17 protein-coding genes and 1 riboswitch are annotated in these 20,157 nt (G+C 37.3%); all 17 genes read left to right on the top strand.

The window, feature by feature from the left end; translation table 11 throughout:
- The first annotated feature begins 702 nt into the window (after positions 1-702).
- The 17 genes from AA980_RS24760 (at position 703) to AA980_RS24845 (ending at position 20,156) form a co-directional block, all read left to right on the top strand.
- Positions 703-1,143 (top strand): CoxG family protein, encoded by a 441-nt coding sequence (locus tag AA980_RS24760; protein WP_024027055.1) that lies wholly within the window; start codon positions 703-705, stop codon positions 1,141-1,143.
- A 70-nt stretch (positions 1,144-1,213) separates the two neighbouring features.
- The gene (locus tag AA980_RS24765) at positions 1,214-1,786 is read left to right on the top strand and encodes a chloramphenicol phosphotransferase CPT family protein (RefSeq protein ID WP_024027054.1); all 573 of its coding nucleotides are present in this window, start codon (positions 1,214-1,216) and stop codon (positions 1,784-1,786) included.
- 211 nt (positions 1,787-1,997) lie between these two features.
- A riboswitch (purine riboswitch) is annotated at positions 1,998-2,098 on the top strand.
- Between the two features lie 155 nt (positions 2,099-2,253).
- Positions 2,254-3,549 (top strand): NCS2 family permease, encoded by a 1,296-nt coding sequence (locus AA980_RS24770; RefSeq protein ID WP_024027053.1) that lies wholly within the window; start codon positions 2,254-2,256, stop codon positions 3,547-3,549.
- Positions 3,550-4,076: 527 nt separating this feature from the next.
- Positions 4,077-4,751: an O-methyltransferase gene (locus tag AA980_RS24775; protein WP_024027052.1), complete on the top strand. Its 675-nt coding sequence runs from the start codon at positions 4,077-4,079 to the stop codon at positions 4,749-4,751.
- A gap of 170 nt (positions 4,752-4,921) precedes the next feature.
- Positions 4,922-5,344: a MarR family winged helix-turn-helix transcriptional regulator gene (locus tag AA980_RS24780; protein WP_024027051.1), complete on the top strand. Its 423-nt coding sequence runs from the start codon at positions 4,922-4,924 to the stop codon at positions 5,342-5,344.
- A gap of 125 nt (positions 5,345-5,469) precedes the next feature.
- Complete coding sequence (locus tag AA980_RS24785) at positions 5,470-6,408, top strand: ring-cleaving dioxygenase (protein ID WP_024027050.1); 939 nt, start codon at positions 5,470-5,472, stop codon at positions 6,406-6,408.
- A 23-nt stretch (positions 6,409-6,431) separates the two neighbouring features.
- Complete coding sequence (locus tag AA980_RS24790) at positions 6,432-7,040, top strand: flavin reductase family protein (protein WP_024027049.1); 609 nt, start codon at positions 6,432-6,434, stop codon at positions 7,038-7,040.
- 32 nt (positions 7,041-7,072) lie between these two features.
- The gene (locus AA980_RS24795; protein ID WP_024027048.1) at positions 7,073-7,690 is read left to right on the top strand and encodes an alpha/beta hydrolase; all 618 of its coding nucleotides are present in this window, start codon (positions 7,073-7,075) and stop codon (positions 7,688-7,690) included.
- Between the two features lie 139 nt (positions 7,691-7,829).
- Positions 7,830-8,384: an NADPH-dependent FMN reductase gene (locus tag AA980_RS24800; protein ID WP_024027047.1), complete on the top strand. Its 555-nt coding sequence runs from the start codon at positions 7,830-7,832 to the stop codon at positions 8,382-8,384.
- 173 nt (positions 8,385-8,557) lie between these two features.
- Positions 8,558-9,271: a pirin family protein gene (locus AA980_RS24805; protein ID WP_024027046.1), complete on the top strand. Its 714-nt coding sequence runs from the start codon at positions 8,558-8,560 to the stop codon at positions 9,269-9,271.
- Positions 9,271-9,546, top strand: coding sequence for a hypothetical protein (locus AA980_RS24810; protein ID WP_024027045.1), 276 nt, complete (start codon positions 9,271-9,273; stop codon positions 9,544-9,546). Before AA980_RS24805 ends, AA980_RS24810 begins: the two co-directional genes overlap by 1 nt.
- A gap of 677 nt (positions 9,547-10,223) precedes the next feature.
- Complete coding sequence (locus tag AA980_RS24815; protein WP_024027044.1) at positions 10,224-12,128, top strand: PTS mannitol transporter subunit IICBA; 1,905 nt, start codon at positions 10,224-10,226, stop codon at positions 12,126-12,128.
- Between the two features lie 85 nt (positions 12,129-12,213).
- Complete coding sequence (locus AA980_RS24820; RefSeq protein WP_024027043.1) at positions 12,214-14,304, top strand: BglG family transcription antiterminator; 2,091 nt, start codon at positions 12,214-12,216, stop codon at positions 14,302-14,304.
- 5 nt (positions 14,305-14,309) lie between these two features.
- The gene (locus AA980_RS24825) at positions 14,310-15,452 is read left to right on the top strand and encodes a mannitol-1-phosphate 5-dehydrogenase (RefSeq protein WP_024027042.1); all 1,143 of its coding nucleotides are present in this window, start codon (positions 14,310-14,312) and stop codon (positions 15,450-15,452) included.
- A gap of 505 nt (positions 15,453-15,957) precedes the next feature.
- On the top strand, positions 15,958-17,394 hold the full coding sequence (locus AA980_RS24835; RefSeq protein ID WP_024027040.1) for a PTS mannitol transporter subunit IICB: 1,437 nt from the start codon (positions 15,958-15,960) through the stop codon (positions 17,392-17,394).
- 198 nt (positions 17,395-17,592) lie between these two features.
- Positions 17,593-19,722, top strand: a complete 2,130-nt coding sequence (locus AA980_RS24840) for a BglG family transcription antiterminator (RefSeq protein ID WP_024027039.1) — start codon at positions 17,593-17,595, stop codon at positions 19,720-19,722.
- Entirely contained in the window at positions 19,719-20,156 is a 438-nt protein-coding gene (locus tag AA980_RS24845) for a PTS sugar transporter subunit IIA (RefSeq protein WP_024027038.1), read from the top strand. Before AA980_RS24840 ends, AA980_RS24845 begins: the two co-directional genes overlap by 4 nt.
- The last annotated feature ends 1 nt before the right edge of the window (position 20,157 follow it).

Consider the following 20,157-nt stretch of genomic DNA (forward strand, 5'->3'; position numbering starts at 1 on the left):
TGACAATTATGGTCATAGATTTCCGGAATTATTCGTGTCAACTATTATGGGCGCAATTCACTGTCACCAACCGGAATATGTCGAAACTTGTAGAAACAGAGAATTAAGACCGTAGAAATAGTGGAAAAAGAATTGAAATCAATTTGAGATATTCCTTTGACTATTCCACCTAATTCCTTATGCAGGAGTGGTGAATATAACTATTTGCCAGGTCTCGACATACTTTTTAGCTGTTTGGAGGGATAAATTGAGGATTGGTGCGTGCTTAAGCCGTTTTCAATCAAACATTTAATTAACTGACATAATAATTGCCCGCTAATTGGCAACAATTCTTATTTACCGAGGGGTTACAGCACATTTAAATAATTTCTCCTTTTTTTAACGTATATAAATTGAATTTATCTAGATGACCCTCATCAAATACAGTTAGGAGATTATGCATAATAAGCATGCCACTTAACAAGTGATTATCGTTAATTTTTTTCATTGTTCATCACCCTGACAATCATCTTTTCTGTAATTAATAGTAAATGTATTAAACTATAAAGGAAAGGACATTTGTCCCTTCCTGATTTTCGTATGTAGGTTTACTTTATTTATAATTTCTGTAATTAGTGATGTATGTTTATGTCTTTTATGTAATAATTATATTTTATAAAAATATAAATTTACAATTCATACGTAGTGAAAGTGGGAATCATAATGGCAACAGGAACACATACAGTAGAAATTCCAGTAGATGTACAAGCAGTTTGGGATTATGTCAGTAATCTTGAAAAATGGGCAACGACAGTACCAGCCTATAAAGAACATGAAATCATAAATGACAAGCAATCTATTTGGACATTTGAAGGTAGTATGAAAGGTATTAAAAAAACAATCCAAGCGCAGGTAGATATTACCGAATGGAATGAACCTTCAAATATTAAATTTGAACTAAAAGGTTTATCAGATAACTTCACAGGAAGCGGTCACTTTACTGCAGAAGATGTTAATGGTAAAACCACAATGACTTGTACGGTGGAAGTCCATGCAGGCGGATTTTCGGGTGCGGTGTTAACACCAATTATTAAATGGGCTGTTCCAAAAGTAGCATCTCGTTTAACAGAATCTATCGCACGTAAAATTGCAGTATTCTCATAGTTTTGATATTTATTGGCATTGAACTCTATAGAATGTAGCTTAATAACTAAGGATATTGGAGTGTGCTTTTGTGGGAAAAGGAATGATTATTGTTCTAAATGGTGTATCAAGTTCAGGAAAATCAACTTTAGCTAAGGAGATAACAAAGTTACTTCCTGACTTTTTTACTTTTAGCATAGATGATTATGATTTAGTCATAGAAAAAATGGAAGATAGAGATAACCAGCGGCTAATACCTATTGAAACAGAATATTTTTATTATAGAAATGTGGCAATGTTCTCAGATCGAGGTATTAATGTAATACTTGATCAAATTCTCCATGACCCCATAACATTACAAAATTTTTATGAAACCCTGAACTCTTATCCAATACTTCTTGTGGGAGTTCATTGTCCTGTCGAGGAGCTAGAGCGCAGGGAACAGTCCAGAGGAGACCGCCAAATCGGGCAAGCAATTTCTCAGCTCAGTTTTGTACATCAGCAAGAAATTTACGATGTTGAATTTAATACAGCCACCCAATCAATAACGGAATGTGCAAGAGAGATTGTGGACCGATTGGAAAGTGATACACCATTATTAGGATTTAAAAAATCGCTTGAGGAATTCGCATCTTCAAAAGTATTATCAAAAAATAATAATTAAATATTTTGTATAGAACTTACGGTTTTCTTTGCGGTTGTGAAAAAACGTTCTTTAACTTTAAAGAGGGATTATTTGCCCCTTCATTATCGCAGTGGACAGAAACTTCCCCTTTCGCCTATATTTTTCCATTATTTACAGGAGAACTTATTTCAATTTATACTATATTTTATTGACGTTTTTATTTAAACTTGTTATCATTCTCCTATTGTTTTTAAAAAGAATAGATATACCTTGTATAAATTCAAGAATACGGCTTGAAAGTTTCTACCAGCTACCATAAATAGCTTGTCTACAAGGAATGGGAAATAAATAATATTTTATATTCCGTTTTGTAGAAAAAAACTTTGGCTATACTGTGGCCAAAGTTTTTTTTTATTTCAAGGGAATAATAAAATGAATTGGCTGGAAAACTAACCCCGGAATCATTCCCGTTCATTCTTTAATCTAGCAGAATAGGAGCTTACAACATGAGAAACTTTTTTAAATTTACAGAACGGAATACTTCCTTTAAGCAGGAAACACTAGCAGGACTGACAACCTTCCTATCCATAGCATATATATTAGTCGTAAATCCACTTATCCTAAGCCAAGCTGGGATGGATAGTGGGGCTGTATTTACTGCAACAGCTCTTACTGCTATCATCGGTACACTACTTATTGGTTTGCTTGCTAACTACCCAATCGCAATTGCACCAAGTATGGGATTGAATTCATTTTTCACTTTTTCTGTGTGTATTGGGATGGGAATAAAATGGCCAGTCGCTTTGGCCGGTGTCTTTATTGCAGGAGTCATTTTTATGTTATTAAGTTTAATGAAAATCCGAGAGAAAATTATTAATATCATTCCACTGGATTTAAAACATGCAATAGCTTCTGGAATTGGATTCTTCATCACATTTATTGGGTTAAAAAATGGAGGGATTATTATTTCCAATCCAGATACATTTGTTTCCATTGGAAACTTAACCTCACCTACGACCTTACTAGCTATTATTGGCCTTGTTATTACGATTGTTATGTTAGTACGTGGGATAAATGGAGGGATTTTCTATGCGATGCTAATTACAACAATTATTGGAATGATTGTCGGAGTAATTAATGTTCCTTCAACCATTGTTGGAAGTATACCGAGCATTAAACCAACATTTGCTGTCGTGTTTTCCCATTTGGATGAGATTTTCACCCCTGAAATACTAGCAGTGATCTTCACTTTTTTAATTGTTGCCTTTTTTGATACTGCTGGTGCATTAATTGCACTTACCAGTCAAGCGGGCATGATGAAAGGTAATACTATTCCAAATATAGGGAAAGCATTACTTGCTGATTCTTCCGCTGGTGCAGTTGGAGCTATATTGGGAACATCCACACCTGCTACGAGTGTTGAATCTTCCGCTGGTATTGCTGTCGGAGGAAGAACAGGGTTTACCTCTGTCATTATTGCTGCTTGTTTTACGATTGCTTTGTTCTTTTCACCAATTCTTTCCGTTATTACATTGGAAGTTACAGCACCTGCATTAATTATTGTGGGGACATTCATGGTAATGCAAATAAGTAAAATCAACTGGAATAGGTTGGAGATTGCAATTCCATCCTTTTTAACGATTATCATGATGCCCCTCACTTCTAGTGTGGCAATAGGTCTTGCATTTGGTTTTGTTCTTTATCCACTTTGTTTAGTAGTACAAAAGCGTTTTAAAGAAGTTCATCCAATTATGTATGTGCTTTGTTTGTTATTCATTCTATACTTTGCTTTTATCGTGTAGCTTTAGGAAAGAGAAATTATCTCCCTGCCATAGTTGGCTCCCAGCAAATTTTTGACATTATTTGAACTGATTTTTTGGGCAAAATCCATATCTATAAGCACTCAATCCAATTCCAAACAAACGATTGATTAGTTTTTTAAAATCTAATCAATCGTTTGTTTTAAAATGAAACATTCATTGACGTAATGGTCATTTCGTCAAGAAGCTACTAAGAAATTTGTAGAAAATTGGTGTAGGAAAATCAACAGTAATTACACATAAAGGGAGTGTTAATCACCTTGTCAATTTCACTTGATTCCTGAATGAAACGCCACTACTTAATCCAAAGCTTCTTAAAGTCTACATAACCGAACGATTCAAATTGAATATCCTTAATCATTGGATGGAAGGTTCGATTTTTAGTAGGAGTGATATATACTTCTAATATGGAAGCTTAAAATAAACTATTTGGTCAAAGACATTAATTTTTTTGGATGAAAAACGCTTATTATTAAGAAGTAAAAACAAAACTTTTAAGGAGTGAAAATATGAATATATCTGAAAAATGGAATGATGTAGATGTTTATTTTAGCACTAAACTTCACACGACTGACCCTGTTATGGATTTGATCTTGAAGACAAATTCAGAGGCGGGACTGCCAGCTATTGATGTCGCTCCTAATCAAGGTAAATTCCTTTATTTACTTGCAAAGCTTAAAGGAGCTAAAAACATTTTAGAAATTGGTACTCTTGGCGGCTACAGTACTGTCTGGCTTGGACGTGCCTTGCCAGATGATGGGCGCCTTATCACACTTGAATATAATAGCAAGCATGCAAAAGTGGCTGAAGAAAACATTAGAAAGGCAGGATTAGCAAATAAAATTGAAGTGATTGTAGGGCCAGCACTCGACACATTGCCAACCCTTAAAGAAAAAGGAATTTCTACATTTGATTTCATCTTTATTGATGCTGATAAACCAAACAACCCTCAATATTTGAAATGGGCATTAGAACTTTCCGGACCAGGAACAGTGATCATTGGGGATAATGTGGTTCGTAAGGGACATGTCATTGATGCTGATAGTGAAGATGAAAGTGTGCAAGGTGTTCGTCAATTTATCGATTTATTATCTGACGAATCACGCATTGATTCGACAGCTATTCAAACGGTAGGAAGCAAGGGATATGATGGGTTTGTTCTAGGGATTGTAAAAAACATATAAGAATTTCTTGCTAATGCATGTATTTTTAGGGAGTTTGAGCCCCCATTCAACGGGGGCTTCTCTTCAAACGGTTAGTGAAAATTAAATGGTATTGACAAATAAAATAATAAGTATTATCATTATCTCATATTCAAGATACTTTAATTCGAGATTATCAAGGGGTGAAATAAATGGGGAAGAGATGCAACAATTTGCCCTTTCTGGAATTAATGCAAACATCTAAAGCAATTCATGAACGAATAAAGCAAGAAATGACAAAAAACAAGTTGAGTATTACGGAATTTTCTGTTTTAGAAGTTCTTCACCAAAAAGGGAAACAAACGATTCAACAAGTTGGAAATTGTATATTAATCTCAAGTGGTTCGATGACCTATGTTATAGATAAGTTAGAACAAAGAGGTTTATTAAACCGAAATGCCTGCCCAGATGATCGCAGAGTGATACATGTCACATTAACTGCAGCTGGAAATGAATTGATGAACGAAATCATGCCGAAATATCATGAGTTAGTAGATAGTATGTTTGATTCATTAAATTCTGATGAGGCAGAGACATTGGTACATCTTTTGAAAAAAGTAAGGAATAGGGTTTAAACTTGCATTTTTTATAAATAATATCTCGGATTCAAAATAAATATTATGAGACTTTAATTTTATTAGTAGAACAAAATAAGGTATAGAGTTTCATTTTGATTTTACATGAAAAAGGAGTGTAAAAAATGAGCAAAAAAACTATGGGCATTCACCATATCACGGCTATCGTAGGACATCCACAAGAAAATGTAGATTTTTATGCTGGTGTATTAGGATTACGACTGGTTAAACAAACAGTTAATTTTGATGATCCAGGCACATATCATCTTTACTTTGGTAATGATGGTGGAAAGCCAGGAACTATTATTACATTCTTTCCATGGGCCGGAGCTCGACAAGGAATTATTGGAGACGGTCAAGTGGGAGTAACTTCTTATGTTGTTCCAAAGGGTGCTTTTGCGTTCTGGGAAAAAAGACTAGGAAAATTCAATATTCCTTTTACCAAAATGGAACGCTTTGGAGAGCAATATTTGGGGTTTGATGATCCACACGGTCTTCACCTGGAAATTGTTGAAAGGGAAGAAGGAGAAATCAACAATTGGACTTTCGGGGATGTGACACCTGAAGTTGCAATTAAAGGCTTTGGCGGGGCAACCCTATTATCAACCCAGCCTAACAAAACGGCTGATTTATTAGAAAAAGTAATGGGACTTGAATTAGTCGGAAAAGAAGGAGATTTAGCACGTTTCCGTTCCACTGCGGAAATCGGTAATATTATCGATCTTAAATTAACTCCTATGGGACGTGGACAAATGGGTGTTGGCACCGTTCACCACATTGCATGGAGGGCGATTGATGATGAAGATCAATTGGATTGGCAAAAATATGTGGCATCCAAAGGATATGGAGTCACTCCTGTAAAAGATAGGAACTACTTTAATGCCATTTACTTTAGAGAGCATGGGGAAATCCTATTTGAAATAGCAACTGATCCTCCAGGATTTGCCCATGATGAATCACAAGAGACAATGGGTGAAAAATTGATGCTACCCGAACAGTATGAACAACATAGAGGACAGTTAGAACGAGCTTTGCTTCCGTTTGAAGTAAGAAAACTAGACTGATTTCACGAAAAGGAATGATTTCTTTGCTCTCAATCGATCCAGCTTCATTATCTGAAAGAGAAAATTATAAATTTCTAATAGGCAGCATCGTACCTAGACCAATTGCTTTTGTCACAACCATTTCGAAAGACGGTGTTATTAACGGTGCCCCATTTAGTTATTTTAATATCGTATCATCCAATCCCCCGATGATATCATTATCTATTCAACGGTCGGCGGGGAGACAAAAGGATACAGCGAGAAACATTATCGAGTCCAAACAATTTGTGGTTCATATCGTTGACGAACATAATGTTGAAAAAATAAATATGACAGCAGCAAATCTCCCACCTGATCAAAGTGAGATTGAGTTAGCTAACTTAACTCCAGTAGAAAGTGTGAAAATAGCAGTTCCTGGAGTTAAGGAAGCGAAAATCAGAATGGAATGTTCATTAGAGCATTCCCTTGAATTGGGAGGCTCGGGTACGCCTGGATGTGATCTGATTATTGGAAAAGTTGTTCAATTTCATATCGAAAGCGATATTTATGAAAATGGAAGAATCGACCCTATGGGGTTAGCTGCTGTAAGTCGATTGGCTGGAAATAATTACGCCAAAATTGGTGCAATTTTTGAAATAGAAAGACCTAAATAATTTGCAATAAACCCATTACTGGAGGGAGATAAATGATGAAACACATATTCAATAAAGGACAAGATCCTACAAAACCAACATTATTATTGCTTCATGGTACTGGCGGCAATGAATTAGACCTGCTGCCACTTGCAGGAATGATCGATGATAAAGCAAATGTATTAAGCGTCCGTGGGAATGTATTAGAAAATGGGATGCCTCGATTTTTTCGCAGATTAGCAGAAGGTGTTTTTGATGAAGAAGATCTTATTTTTCGAACAAAAGAATTAAATGAGTTTTTAGATGATGCAGCAGAAAAGTATGGTTTCGACCGGGATAATATTATCGCTATTGGATACTCAAATGGAGCGAATATAGCAGCGAGTTTATTATTTCATTATCAAAATGCATTAAAGGGTGCAATTCTTCATCATCCAATGGTACCAAGAAAGGGAATTGATCTCCCTGATCTATCTGGCAAGTCAGTATTTATTGCCGCTGGAACTAATGATCCGATCTGTTCGCCAATGGAGTCATCTGAATTACAATCGTTATTACAAAAGGCACATGCAAATGTAGAGCTTCATTGGGAGAATAGAGGTCATCAATTAACAATGCAAGAAGTAGAAGCAGCAGCGACTTGGTATCAAAACTCACAAAGATTAGGATGAGTTAAAAAGAGCCGCTTAAACTTGAATTAGATTTATATAAAGATTTTCTGTTCGGAATGCATTTTTTTGACAATAAAATTTATCTCAGTTACAATTATCTTGAATTAAAAATATTAACAGGAAGAAAGGAAGATATTAAATGCCGAAAATTGGAATCTTACTTGGTAGCTTGCGGAAAGAATCTTTTTCAAAAAAAATTGCAGCTAATGTTGCTGCTTTATTTCCGGAAGGTTATGAAACAGAATTTGTAGAAATCGGAAATCTCGCTTTATATAATCAAGATTATGATGATGAAAACAATGCTCCTGCAGAATATACTGCCTTTAGAAATACGATGAAAGAAATCGATGCTGTTTTATTTGTAACTCCTGAATATAATCGTTCTGTTCCAGCTGTATTAAAAAACGCGCTAGATGTAGGATCACGCCCATATGGAGCAAGTGTATGGAATGCCAAACCGGCAGCCATTATCAGCCAATCTCCTGGTAATTTGAGTGCATTTGGTGCAAACCATCATTTACGTCAATCACTTGTGTTTTTAAATATGCCAATCGTTCAACAACCGGAAGCCTATATTGGCAATGTTGCTGCATTATTAGATGAAAATGGCAAAATTAAAGATGAAAAAACGGTTCAATTCTTACAATCTTTCGCAGATGCGTTTGTTGATTTGATTAAGAAATATCAAGCATAAGGGTTTCTGTTCCCCTGCAATAGGATTTAAAATGGTCTATTGCAGAAGTAAGAAAGAGGTTGGAGCATATAGCGGAAGAAATCCGGTTATATATTCCAACTTTTTTGTTTTTAAGAAAGAATTTATAACGGTGGAAAACCTTTTAATAAATTTAAGCTAAGGAGTGGAAAAAGTTGATTGAACTTTATCCTGCAGGTAAACGCTACACTGTAAAAAATGATTGGCTGGAGAGTAATCTTGGTTTTTCCTTTAGTGAATATTATGATTCTTCTAATATCCAATTTGGTCCGTTACGTGTCTTTAACGACGACACCGTTCAGCCGGGAAAAGGTTTTGGGATTCATCCACATCGTGAAGCAGAAATTGTTTCTATTGTATTGAAGGGGCAGCTTAAACATGAAGATAACTTAGGGAATTCCGGAATTATTGGCCATGGAAACATTCAGCGTATCAGTGCTGGTACTGGTGTACTTCATTCCGAATTTAATGCGTCCAATCAGGAAGAAGTACAATTCTTACAGTTATGGTTTTTACCTAATGAAAAGAAGCTAATACCGTCTTATGAGGACATTTCATATGATATTGAACAATTACATAACCACTTATTACCGGTAATATCCCGTATCAGCTCAGATCGGGTGGCAAAAATCCATCAAGATTTAACCCTTTATTTATCAAAGCTAGAAGAAAAGAAGACCGTTAACTTTCGGCAGGAAGAAGGCAGGAAGATTTATGTCTTTAATATAGAGGGGGAAATAACAATAAATAACGATTCCATTTTAAAGTCCCGAGACGCTGCTCGAATCACTGATACCCATGAAATTACCATTCAGGGAAATCAAGATAGTTTCTTTTTATTAATTGATTTACCTGGAGGCGAATTTTAATGTTAATGATTCGTCATTCTATAGGCAGTCGATTGCTATGTCAAACTAATAGATACACTATTGAAAAAAAAGACCGCCACTGGCAGATTTCGCTGCCTGTTGATGTGGAAACTGCTTCGAGAATTTTGGATTTTCAGGATGAGTTAAATATATTTGAAGTAAAGGAAAACGAAAAGATTTGGTATTACTCCTCTGATGCACAAATAAATTTTCAATCTAAGGAAAAACAATTGGTAATCCTTGCAGATCATAAAACTGTCTATCCGACTCAATGAAAGCAGTTCTGACTAAAATCAATCCCTTTTTGCATTGAAGCAATGGCGGATTGATTTTTTTATTTATTTTGAATCTCTATAAGAGACACAATTCTATGAAAAAAAAGTCGAGCGGGTTTTGGCATTATTTTTTCAAATACCCGTGAAAAAACCAAACCCATGAAGGAGTCAGTCATGATTCAATTAAACGTTTGGTTAACATAGAAAAAGGGTATACTTGTCGAAACGTGTATTATGAGAGGCAGAAATCTATTTTTCGCCACGGTTTGCGGTTATAAGGTTATCGAAAACGAATAGTTTCGACATTGTCTTAACTGATTTTAAGAGTGAAAACTTTATTTATAAGCACTTCATCTGATTTTAATCAAACGATTGATTAGTTTTTATTAAACTAATCAATCGTTTGATTAAAAATGTCGTAATCCTTGAAATAATTGACTTCTCATATAAAACTCCTAAGAAATTTGTTGAAATATAGAGGTGGAGAAAAACACCAACAAATTGAGCGGGTTATCTTAACCCGCCTTTCCTTTTTCAGTAGGCATAGCCGCTAATTCTTTGAGCAACACTAACTTTGTCACCTTAGTTGTGACAAAGTTAGCTTTCCTCTTTATTGAATGCAGGGGATTCGTACCTTACCATTAAAAAGGTACTATTACAATGAAGGGATGAGACTTATGGCTCAATCAAATATAAAAGTAGCTGTCCAGAAGTTCGGTAACTTCCTAAGTTCGATGGTAATGCCGAATATTTCAGCTTTCATCGCGTGGGGGTTAATTACTGCACTATTTATTCCTACTGGTATTTTTCCAAATGAAAGCCTTGCCAAATTGGTTGATCCTATGGTAACTTACTTACTTCCACTTTTAATCGGATATACAGGGGGTAAGCTTGTACACGATCAACGCGGTGGTGTTGTCGGGGCGATTGTGACAATGGGTGTCATTGTCGGGGCAGATATTCCGATGTTTCTCGGTGCAATGATCATGGGACCGCTTGGCGGATATGTGATTAAAAAGTTTGATCAGCTGATTGAAGGTAAAGTTAAAGCAGGCTTTGAAATGCTTGTTAACAATTTCTCGGCAGGGATCCTTGGTGGATTTTTTGCGATTTTAGCCTTTTTAGCCATTGGTCCTGCCGTTACCACATTTACAGGCTGGCTTGTTACGGGTGTTGATTGGTTATTGGCGACGGGATTGCTGCCATTGACAAGTATCATTATCGAGCCTGCAAAAGTATTGTTCTTAAATAATGCGATTAACCATGGGGTGTTGTCGCCAATTGGGTTAGAGCAAGCGAAAACAACAGGGAAATCCATTCTATTTCTACTTGAAGCAAATCCAGGACCTGGTATCGGTGTCCTGCTAGCTTTCAGTATTTTTGGTAAAGGGACTGCCAAAAGGTCAGCACCAGGCGCAGCGATTATTCAGTTCTTTGGCGGGATTCATGAAATTTACTTCCCATATATTTTAATGCGTCCGATGCTGTTCTTTGCCGTCATTCTAGGCGGAATGAGCGGTATCTTTACATTGATGCTTTTAGGTGGGGGATTAGCTTCTCCCGCGTCGCCGGGTAGTATTATTGCCATTATGGCCGTTACTCCGCCGCAAGGGAGTGCTTATCTAGCCAACATTGCCGGCGTTCTAGTAGCTGGAATCGTATCCTTTGTGCTGTCATCTTTCATTCTAAAAACGGGTAAGCAAAAGGATGAAGACATTGAAGAGGCAGCAAGAAAAATGCAAGAAATGAAAGGCAAGAAGAGCTCTGTTTCTAATGTCTTTGCTGCTAACACAGGCACAATGCCGGAAAAAGTCAGCAAAATTATTTTTGCCTGTGATGCGGGAATGGGTTCAAGTGCAATGGGAGCGTCACTTCTTCGGAAAAAGGTAAAAGAAGCAGGAATGAACATTGCGGTTACCAATACAGCAATTAGTAACCTGCCTTCTGATGCCCAAATTGTTATTACTCAGGAAGAGTTGACACCAAGAGCCCAGAAGCAAGTGCCGAATGCCTATCATATTTCGGTTGATAACTTCCTATCAAGTCCTGAATACGATCAGTTAATTAATCGGTTAAAAAATCCTGAAACGGCAGAACTTCAGGAAATCGTGGAAGACGCAGAAGCAGTGGTTCCAAGCGGTGACCCGCACACTGATGATGCTTTACTGCGGGAAGAAAATATCTTCCTTAACCAAGAATTTGCTACGAAAGAAGAGGCGATTCGTTTCGCTGGCAATGTACTGGTTAAAGCAGGGTATGTAAAGGAAAGCTATATTGACGCGATGATCGCACGTGACGAAATGACATCCACCTATATGGGCAATGATGTCGCAATTCCACATGGTACTGAAGAAGCGAAAAAGGATGTCCTGAATTCTGGTTTTACGGTCTTACAAGTACCGAATGGTGTAGACTTTGACGGCCAGAAGGTACGTTTGATTTTCGGTATTGCCGGGAAAGATGGGACACATCTTGAAATCTTATCTGGAATAGCCGTTACTTGTTCTGATATGGCCAATATCGAAAAACTAGTTGAAGCAAAATCAGCAAGAGAAATCATGGACATTTTAAATGATAAATAATTTATTTGTAGAATAGAAAAGCCGCGTTTGCCGCTTTTCTATTCACTTTACCTGCTGTACTTTTTATCGGAATCGAGTTGGTTGCATGTATATAACTTCAAGGGAAAAAGCAATCATTGAATTAATCGTTAAAACATCAGGTAAACATACCGCTGCGTCGATTGCTGGATACTTAAATGTGAGTGGACGAACGATTCAACGGGATTTAAAAGCGGTAGAAAAAATTCTTGACTCATTTGCGCTCCATTTAGTCCGCAATATTGATAAAGGACTGATGATTGAGGGGAAGAATGAGCAAATATTCCGCCTGATCCAGTATTTAATGAACATCGACCCTATTGATCAAACAGCCCAGGAAAAAAAACTGCTGCTCCTCATATCTCTGGTGCAAGAGGAGTCCTATAAAATTCAGACGTTAGCCAATGACCTTGGTGTTAGTATCACAACCCTAACCAGCTATTTGGATGAAATGACAGAGTGGCTTCGTCATTTTAATGTTCAAATTACTAGAAAAAGGGGAGTCGGAGTCGATTTAAACGGTTCGGAATCAAACAAACGGAGAGCCCTGGCAAGTTATTTATTGCTTCATTTTAATGAAGAACTAATGGAAAGTTTGTTTTTGTTGGAAAAAGAAAAGAGCTTTCAAGAAGTCATTTTGTTTTATTTTCGTCCAGACTACCTTCTAGCGATAAATCGAGAAGTAAATACTACTTTTAATCATTTGCAGCAAAGTCTTGCATATAGCGATTATATCGGTCTAATCGTACATATTTGTATTACCATGCAAAGGACGGAAGGCTCTTTTTTATTAGAGGAAGATGCAGATTTTCTCAATGAGCAGACGAATGAATATAACCTTATTAGGGAAATTTGTCAGCGAATTGAATCATCATTTTCGGTCGAGTTTACGAAAGAGGATGTACTCTTTTTGGCGGCAATCCTTAGAGGTTCTAAACTTCAAGCCGTCGATATTGTTCCATATGATAGTGTTGTCCTTAGCAAAAGGATAAAAAACGTAATCGAACATGTATCTTCACAACTTCATGTGAATCTGACTAAGGATTTTTCTTTGTATCAGGGACTGCTTGCCCATATGGAGCCGTCGCTATATCGAATTAAACAAGAAATGGGATTGTTTAACCCGTTAAAAGAGGAAATTAGTCGAAAATACCCGTTTCTGTTTTTAGCTGTTAAGAATAGTGTTGAAAAGTATTTTATCGATATTCCAGACTTTCCAGATGATGAAATAGCCTTCATCGTTCTCCATTTCGGCTCGGCTTTAGTGATGCAGGAAGAAGATTTGTCGATAAAGGCACTAGTTGTATGCCCCACAGGCATTGGCACGTCTAAGATGCTGGCCAGCCGAATTAAGAAGAAAATCGTGGGAATTGGGTCTATCGAAATCAAATCGATGAAAGAAATGCAGCAGCAAAATAATTTAAGCAGCTATGATTTGATTATCTCTACCGTTAAACTCCCATTTACAAATCTAGACTATATCCTTGTTTCTCCACTCTTAAGTGAAGAAAATATCGTCACCATCAGGAATTTCATAAGGGATAACATCGAGACTATAACAGAAAATAAGCATTATCTAAAAACAACTCCCAAAAAGGCTCACGCAGCCAGTTTTACAAGTGTCACTTTAGGGGAATTATTACAGGAGATAAAGGATGTATATCAAAGTATTCAGTCTGTTTTAACTAACTTTTGCGTTTATCGGATGCCGCATCTAACAGGCCATAATCGGATTTTAGAAGAAATGGTAAAACTGGCTGAAAAGAATGGGCTGTTAATCGATTCAAGTGATGTGCTGGAAGCGATAGAAGCTCGGGAACGAAAAGGCGGGCTCGGTATTCCAAATACCGGGTTGGCATTATTTCACTGCAGAAATAAGAACGTTCATGAACTCATCTTCCAGGTTTCTCATTTGGAGCAGCCTATACTTGTAAAAGGTATGGATGGAAAGAATATGTACATGAAGAATGTACTGCTCATGCTGGCACCGGAGGAATTAAGTATCAGAGAGCAGGAAATTGTAAGCTTGATTAGCACAAGTTTAATTGAAAATCATGCCGCCGTTCTGATTTTTTCATCAGCCAATGAAGAGATGATTCGGACAAAATTGGAATCCATCTTTTTGGATTATCTTCACACAAATATACTAAAGGAATGATAAAAATGAAACTAGCCGTCCATTTTGGAGCAGGGAATATTGGAAGAGGATTTATCGGCGCACTTTTTTCACAATCGGGTTATCATGTGACCTTTGTTGATATTGCCGATCAAATTATTAGCCAGTTAAATGAGAAAAAGCACTATCAAGTAAAATTGGCTACAGATAAACAAGAAACAGTCACGGTAGATAACGTGTCAGGATTAAACAATTTGACACAAGAAAATGAAGTGGTCGCAGCAATAAAGGATGCCGTCTACCTTACGACGGCGATTGGCCCGAATATCCTCCCGCGGATTGCTCCGCTAATTGCGAAGGGGTTAACCGAACGGGTTAAGACAAACTCAGAAAAGTTATATGTAATTGCCTGTGAAAACCAAATTTCGGCGACCGATTTGTTAAAAGGTTATATTTTCGAACATTTAGATGATGGGACGAAGGAAAATTTAGCGGGCAAAGTGTATTTCTTTAATTCTGCCGTTGACCGGATCGTCCCGATTCAAAACAATCATGGCTCCCTCGATGTGCTGGTTGAACCATATTATGAATGGGTGGTAGAGACAAGCGAAAGCATTCCTCCGATTGAAGGGATGAAGATTGTTTCAGACCTCGCTCCATTTATCGAGCGAAAGCTGTTTACAGTAAACACCGGTCATGCCGTCATTGCCTACCTTGGTTATCTGGAGAACAAGTCTACGATCGATCAAGCATTAGCAGATGAGAAGATTGTCAAACAAGTTAAAGCGACACTTGGCGAAACGGGTGCCTATTTGATTCATCAATATGGTTTAAATCCAGAAGAACACAGCCAATATATCGAAAAAATTATTAGCCGTTTTAAAAATGCCTATTTGAATGATGATGTGACAAGAGTAGGCCGTTCACCGCTCCGTAAGCTTGGTCCAAATGATCGTCTCGTACGCCCTGCTACTGAAGCAGCGAAAGCGGGACTCTCATACACGAATCTTGCAAAGGCCATTGCCTCGGCACTGCTTTTTGATTACCAAGAAGATGACGAAGCAGTTAAGCTGCAAGCGATGATTAAGGAAAAAGGGCTTCAAGCAGTGCTAAAAGAAGTAAGCGGGTTGGATGAAAACAGCGAAATCACAAACGAGGTAGTAAGTCATTACAATATACTCAAGAAATGAGAAAAAGGAGGTCAGTCCTTCGCTGCTTTAAAGTGGCGGGACAGACCCCTTTTTGTTTAATTTTCTCTGATTTTATTTTGTTTTTTTATCTTATATATTTTTATAAGTTCAGATGTAATATTTGCGGTTATCAAAAGAGGAAAGAGGATATTAAACCAAAGCTCTGGCTTAGAATACATAGTGTTGTATGTAAAAATCAAAATGAAAACATGTAAGCTAATACTCACGATACAATTAGCAATTTCTGACTTAAACATCAGTTCACCCTCTAATCATTTTTTTAGAAATAATTTACTATAAAATCCTCTATAGTAAGAATTTTAACACAAAATTCCGCCATTTTTTCCCCTTGAGTCTAATTTTTTTGTCTTCATGATAAATTCAGTAGATTAATGTTGGCAACAATCAATAAGACAAAATGAAGTTTTGTATTAATTGATTGAATTCTGAAAACGCTTTAATCTAAATATAGAAAGTTCTACAAATAAGTTAAGGGGGAAAAGAGATGATTGAACCAGCAACGGCAACAGCAACAGCAAAAGAAAAAGCAGACGTAAAAGTGAAGATACAGAGATTCGGTAGTTATTTAAGCGGTATGGTCATGCCGAATATTGGAGCGTTTATTGCTTGGGGACTAATCACAGCATTATTTATCCCGACGGGCTGGGCGCCGAATAAGGATCTAGCAACACTTGTAGGTCCAATGATCACATTTTTATTGCCATTATTAATTGGTTTTACCGGTGGTCGAATGGTTTATGATATTCGTGGTGGGGTAGTTGGTGCCACAGCAACAATGGGGGTCATTGTCGGAACAGACATTCCAATGTTTTTAGGGGCCATGATTATGGGACCTCTTGGCGGCGTGGTCATCAAATACTTTGATAAGCTGATTGAAGGAAAAGTGAAAGCCGGCTTTGAAATGCTTGTAAATAACTTTTCTGCAGGAATACTCGGAGGCACGTTAACCATAGGAGCCTATTGGGGTGTTGGACCAGTTGTTAGCGGATTAAGTAAAGCGTTAGCTTCCGGTGTTCAATTTATCGTCGATCACCATATGTTACCACTAGCAAACATTCTTATTGAACCAGCAAAAGTACTATTTCTAAATAATGCCATAAACCATGGTATTCTAAGTCCATTAGGGATTGAACAAGCAACAAAAGCTGGGAAGTCGATTCTTTTCTTGCTAGAAACAAATCCTGGGCCGGGATTAGGTATCCTGCTTGCTTTCTGGTTGTTTGGTAAAGGCTCAGCGAAAATGACAGCACCTGGTGCAGTTGTGATCCACTTCTTAGGTGGTATTCATGAAATTTACTTCCCATACATCTTAATGAAGCCAATGCTTATCTTTGCGGCTATGGCTGGCGGTATCAGTGGAGTATTTACATTTAACCTTTTCAATGCAGGTTTAGTTGCTGCTCCATCACCTGGAAGTATCTTCGCCTTGCTTGCAATGACTCCAAAAGGAAATTATGTTGGAGTAGTAGCTGGTGTATTAGTAGCCACAGCCGTTTCTTTCGCAGTTGCCTCATTAATCTTGAAAACAAGTAAAGCTACTGATGAAGATTTATCAACAGCGGCAGCAAAAATGGAAGAAATGAAAGGTAAGAAAAGCTCTGTTTCTTCAGTGCTAACAAGTACACAAAATGTGATTAATCCTGAAAATGTAAACAAAATCGTATTTGCTTGCGATGCCGGTATGGGTTCAAGTGCCATGGGTGCATCGATTTTAAGAAATAAGGTAAAAAAGGCTGGTTTAGATGTTACAGTGATAAACACAGCGATTAACAACTTGCCAAATGATGCTGACGTTGTTGTTACGCACAAAGATCTAACAGACCGTGCAAAGGCAAAGCTTCCGAATGCGACACATATATCGGTAGAAAACTTCTTAAATAGTCCAAGATATGATGAATTAATAAATGATTTGCAAAAGTAATTGAACGGAAGGCCTAGACATCATATGCTAGGCCTTTCCTCTTTTAATAATGTCAACAATGCAGTTGACTAAAATATAAATAGCTTCCGTTGTATAAAGGGATTTACGGGATTAAAATGATAGTGTCAGTATAAAGAATTAATTTTGGCAACATTATATGATTGGTGATTGACGGTCAACCTTTAGGGAGTGAGAAATATGTATATTTCCGCAAGAGAAAGACAAATCCTTGAAATCTTATTTAAGAATACGGATGAAATGACCGTGAAAGACCTTGCCAAGCAAATTGGTGTTAGTGGAAGGACGATCCATCGGGATTTAAAAAATGTAGAAGATATTTTGGGCGAATATAACCTGTCACTACAAAAAAAATCAGGGGTTGGCGTCCAAATCACAGGTGACCAAACCAAGATTCGCGAACTAGAACTATATTTGTTTAATCTCTCACATACAGAATACACACCTGAAGAACGACAAACGATTATTTTCTGTGAGCTGCTAGAAACAAATGCACCTGTTAAACTGCTTGGCCTTGCCAACGATTTAAATGTCACCATTGCTACAGTCAGTGCTGATCTAACCAAACTAGAAGAGAGATTACAAAACTTTGGATTGGCACTCATTCGAAGAAGAGGCTATGGTGTTGAAATCGAAGGAGATGAAGGTGCTAAACGAAGGGCCATGAGCAGTCTTATCTCTGTGCATCTCGATGAATCCGAAATTCTTTCGTTAACACGAGAAAATATTCAAAAGCGGTCGACCCAGCAAATTCATACCATATCTGAACGACTTATGGGATTTGTTGAAAAGAAAAAGCTTGTGATTGTCGAAAAAATTGTGAATTCAATTGTTCAGGAATTACCCTTTTCGATGGCAGACAGCGCCTATATTGGGTTAGTGGTTCATTTAGCCCTAGCGGTGGAGCGGATTCAAAAAGGCGAAGGGATTACCATCAATTCATCATATTTAGAAAATCAAAAGGCAACAAAGGAATATAGGTTTGCAGAAAAAATAGTTGCCGGGTTGGAGCAGGTTTTTACGATTAATATACCTGAGGCAGAGGTTGCCTACATCACGATGCATTTAAAAGGCGCGAAGTTAAGGCATGACCACGAATATATAAATGAAGATACCAGCTTACAGGTTGCAATCAAAACAAAAAAATTGATTCAGCTGGTTGGGAATTTAGTCGGATTAGACTTAGCGGTAAATCGATCCTTATTTGAAGGGCTCGTCATGCATTTAAAGCCTGCTATTTATCGAATGAAACAAAAGATGGGGATTAGTAACCCGTTGTTAGATAAAATTAAACGAGATTTTGCTGAATTGTTTGCGATTGTCAAACACGCAGGAGAGCAGGTTTTTGATGATTTTTATCTTCCAGATGAGGAAACGGGATATCTCGTTATGCATTTTGGCGCCGCCATATTGGGCGGCAGGGAGCTGATAAATTTTAGAACGCTAGTGGTTTGTTCAAGTGGAATTGGCACCTCAAAAATGCTGGCAACGAGATTACAAAAAGAGTTCCCAGAGCTGAAACACATTCAGAATGTGTCAGTAATGGAATTTAAAAAGATGAAAAAGGATAATTATCAATTAGTAATATCCACAATCCCTATTCCAGAATACGAATCGGATTATATAGTGGTCAATCCCTTTTTAAATAAAGATGAGATCGAGAAGATTCGTTCCTTTATCAATGAATATAAGATTGTGAATAGTTCCGAAAAACACCTGCCGGTCACGTTGAATGCCAATGTGAGCAAAAAGAGTGCCGCCGGGCTAATAGAGGAAATGCGTGGTATCCAAGAATATACAAGGGCGATTGCTACCATTCTTGAAGACTTCGAAATAAACGAAGTAAGCGAAAAGAAGACAACAGAAGAAATCTTAACACAGCTTTGTCGAAGTCTATATGAAAAACAAAAGATTGACGATGTGGAAGCCGTCGTTAAGAAAGTCCTCGATAGAGAAAAACTTGGAGGAATAGGGATTCCGGAAACGGGGATGGCATTATTTCATTCGCGAACGCCACATGTGCAGCAGCCGTGCTTTGTCATTACTGTTCTGCAAACGCCCATTAAGGTTGTCGGCATGGATGAAAATGAAATGAACATGATCTATTTCATTTTGCTGCTATCGCCTGAGAACAGCTCAGATAATGCATTAGAAGTGTTAAGCTATATAAGCTCATTGCTAATTGAAAGTGATGAAAATATAGCCATTTTTCAATCAGGTGACTACGGTAGGATAATGGGATTACTAACAGCCAGATTTGATCAATTTTTTACCGAGAAATTAAAAGAATTAAGGAGTGTTTCGTTATGACAAGATCCATTTTGGCTAAAGAAAATATTTTATTAAATACAGCAGTAGGGACAAAGGAAGAAGCTATTCGCTTAACAGGACGGATTCTTGTGGAAAAAGGTTATGTAGATGCAAGCTATATTGAAAAGATGCTGGAAAGAGAAGCGTTAACTTCTACTTATATGGGTAATTTTGTCGCTATTCCACATGGGACCGAGGATTCGAAGTTATTAGTTAAGGAATCCGGAATTTCATTCGTTCAAGTTCCACAAGGAGTAGACTTTGGTTCCGGAAACATTGTAAAGCTGCTCATTGGGATTGCTGGTAAAGACAACGAACATTTAGATATTCTATCCAATATTGCGATTGTCTGTTCGGAGGAAGAAAATATTGAAAAGCTTGTTGCCGCAAAAACAGCCGATGAAATATTGGCGATTTTTGAAGAGGTGAACTAAA

Source organism: Neobacillus vireti (genome assembly GCF_001026695.1).
In the GTDB taxonomy this organism is placed as follows: Bacteria; Bacillota; Bacilli; order Bacillales; family Cytobacillaceae; genus Neobacillus; species Neobacillus vireti.

What these genes read in the sequence shown, in the direction of transcription:
- AA980_RS24800 (WP_024027047.1), top strand. Translation starts at nt 7,830, where the DNA reads ATGCCGAAAATTGGAATCTTACTTGGTAGCTTGCGGAAAGAATCTTTT.
- AA980_RS24810 (WP_024027045.1), top strand. Translation starts at nt 9,271, where the DNA reads ATGTTAATGATTCGTCATTCTATAGGCAGTCGATTGCTATGTCAAACT.
- AA980_RS24785 (WP_024027050.1), top strand. Translation starts at nt 5,470, where the DNA reads ATGAGCAAAAAAACTATGGGCATTCACCATATCACGGCTATCGTAGGA.
- AA980_RS24835 (WP_024027040.1), top strand. Translation starts at nt 15,958, where the DNA reads ATGATTGAACCAGCAACGGCAACAGCAACAGCAAAAGAAAAAGCAGAC.
- AA980_RS24840 (WP_024027039.1), top strand. Translation starts at nt 17,593, where the DNA reads ATGTATATTTCCGCAAGAGAAAGACAAATCCTTGAAATCTTATTTAAG.
- AA980_RS24845 (WP_024027038.1), top strand. Translation starts at nt 19,719, where the DNA reads ATGACAAGATCCATTTTGGCTAAAGAAAATATTTTATTAAATACAGCA.
- AA980_RS24815 (WP_024027044.1), top strand. Translation starts at nt 10,224, where the DNA reads ATGGCTCAATCAAATATAAAAGTAGCTGTCCAGAAGTTCGGTAACTTC.
- AA980_RS24760 (WP_024027055.1), top strand. Translation starts at nt 703, where the DNA reads ATGGCAACAGGAACACATACAGTAGAAATTCCAGTAGATGTACAAGCA.
- AA980_RS24795 (WP_024027048.1), top strand. Translation starts at nt 7,073, where the DNA reads ATGATGAAACACATATTCAATAAAGGACAAGATCCTACAAAACCAACA.
- AA980_RS24770 (WP_024027053.1), top strand. Translation starts at nt 2,254, where the DNA reads ATGAGAAACTTTTTTAAATTTACAGAACGGAATACTTCCTTTAAGCAG.
- AA980_RS24780 (WP_024027051.1), top strand. Translation starts at nt 4,922, where the DNA reads ATGGGGAAGAGATGCAACAATTTGCCCTTTCTGGAATTAATGCAAACA.
- AA980_RS24825 (WP_024027042.1), top strand. Translation starts at nt 14,310, where the DNA reads ATGAAACTAGCCGTCCATTTTGGAGCAGGGAATATTGGAAGAGGATTT.
- AA980_RS24820 (WP_024027043.1), top strand. Translation starts at nt 12,214, where the DNA reads ATGTATATAACTTCAAGGGAAAAAGCAATCATTGAATTAATCGTTAAA.
- AA980_RS24775 (WP_024027052.1), top strand. Translation starts at nt 4,077, where the DNA reads ATGAATATATCTGAAAAATGGAATGATGTAGATGTTTATTTTAGCACT.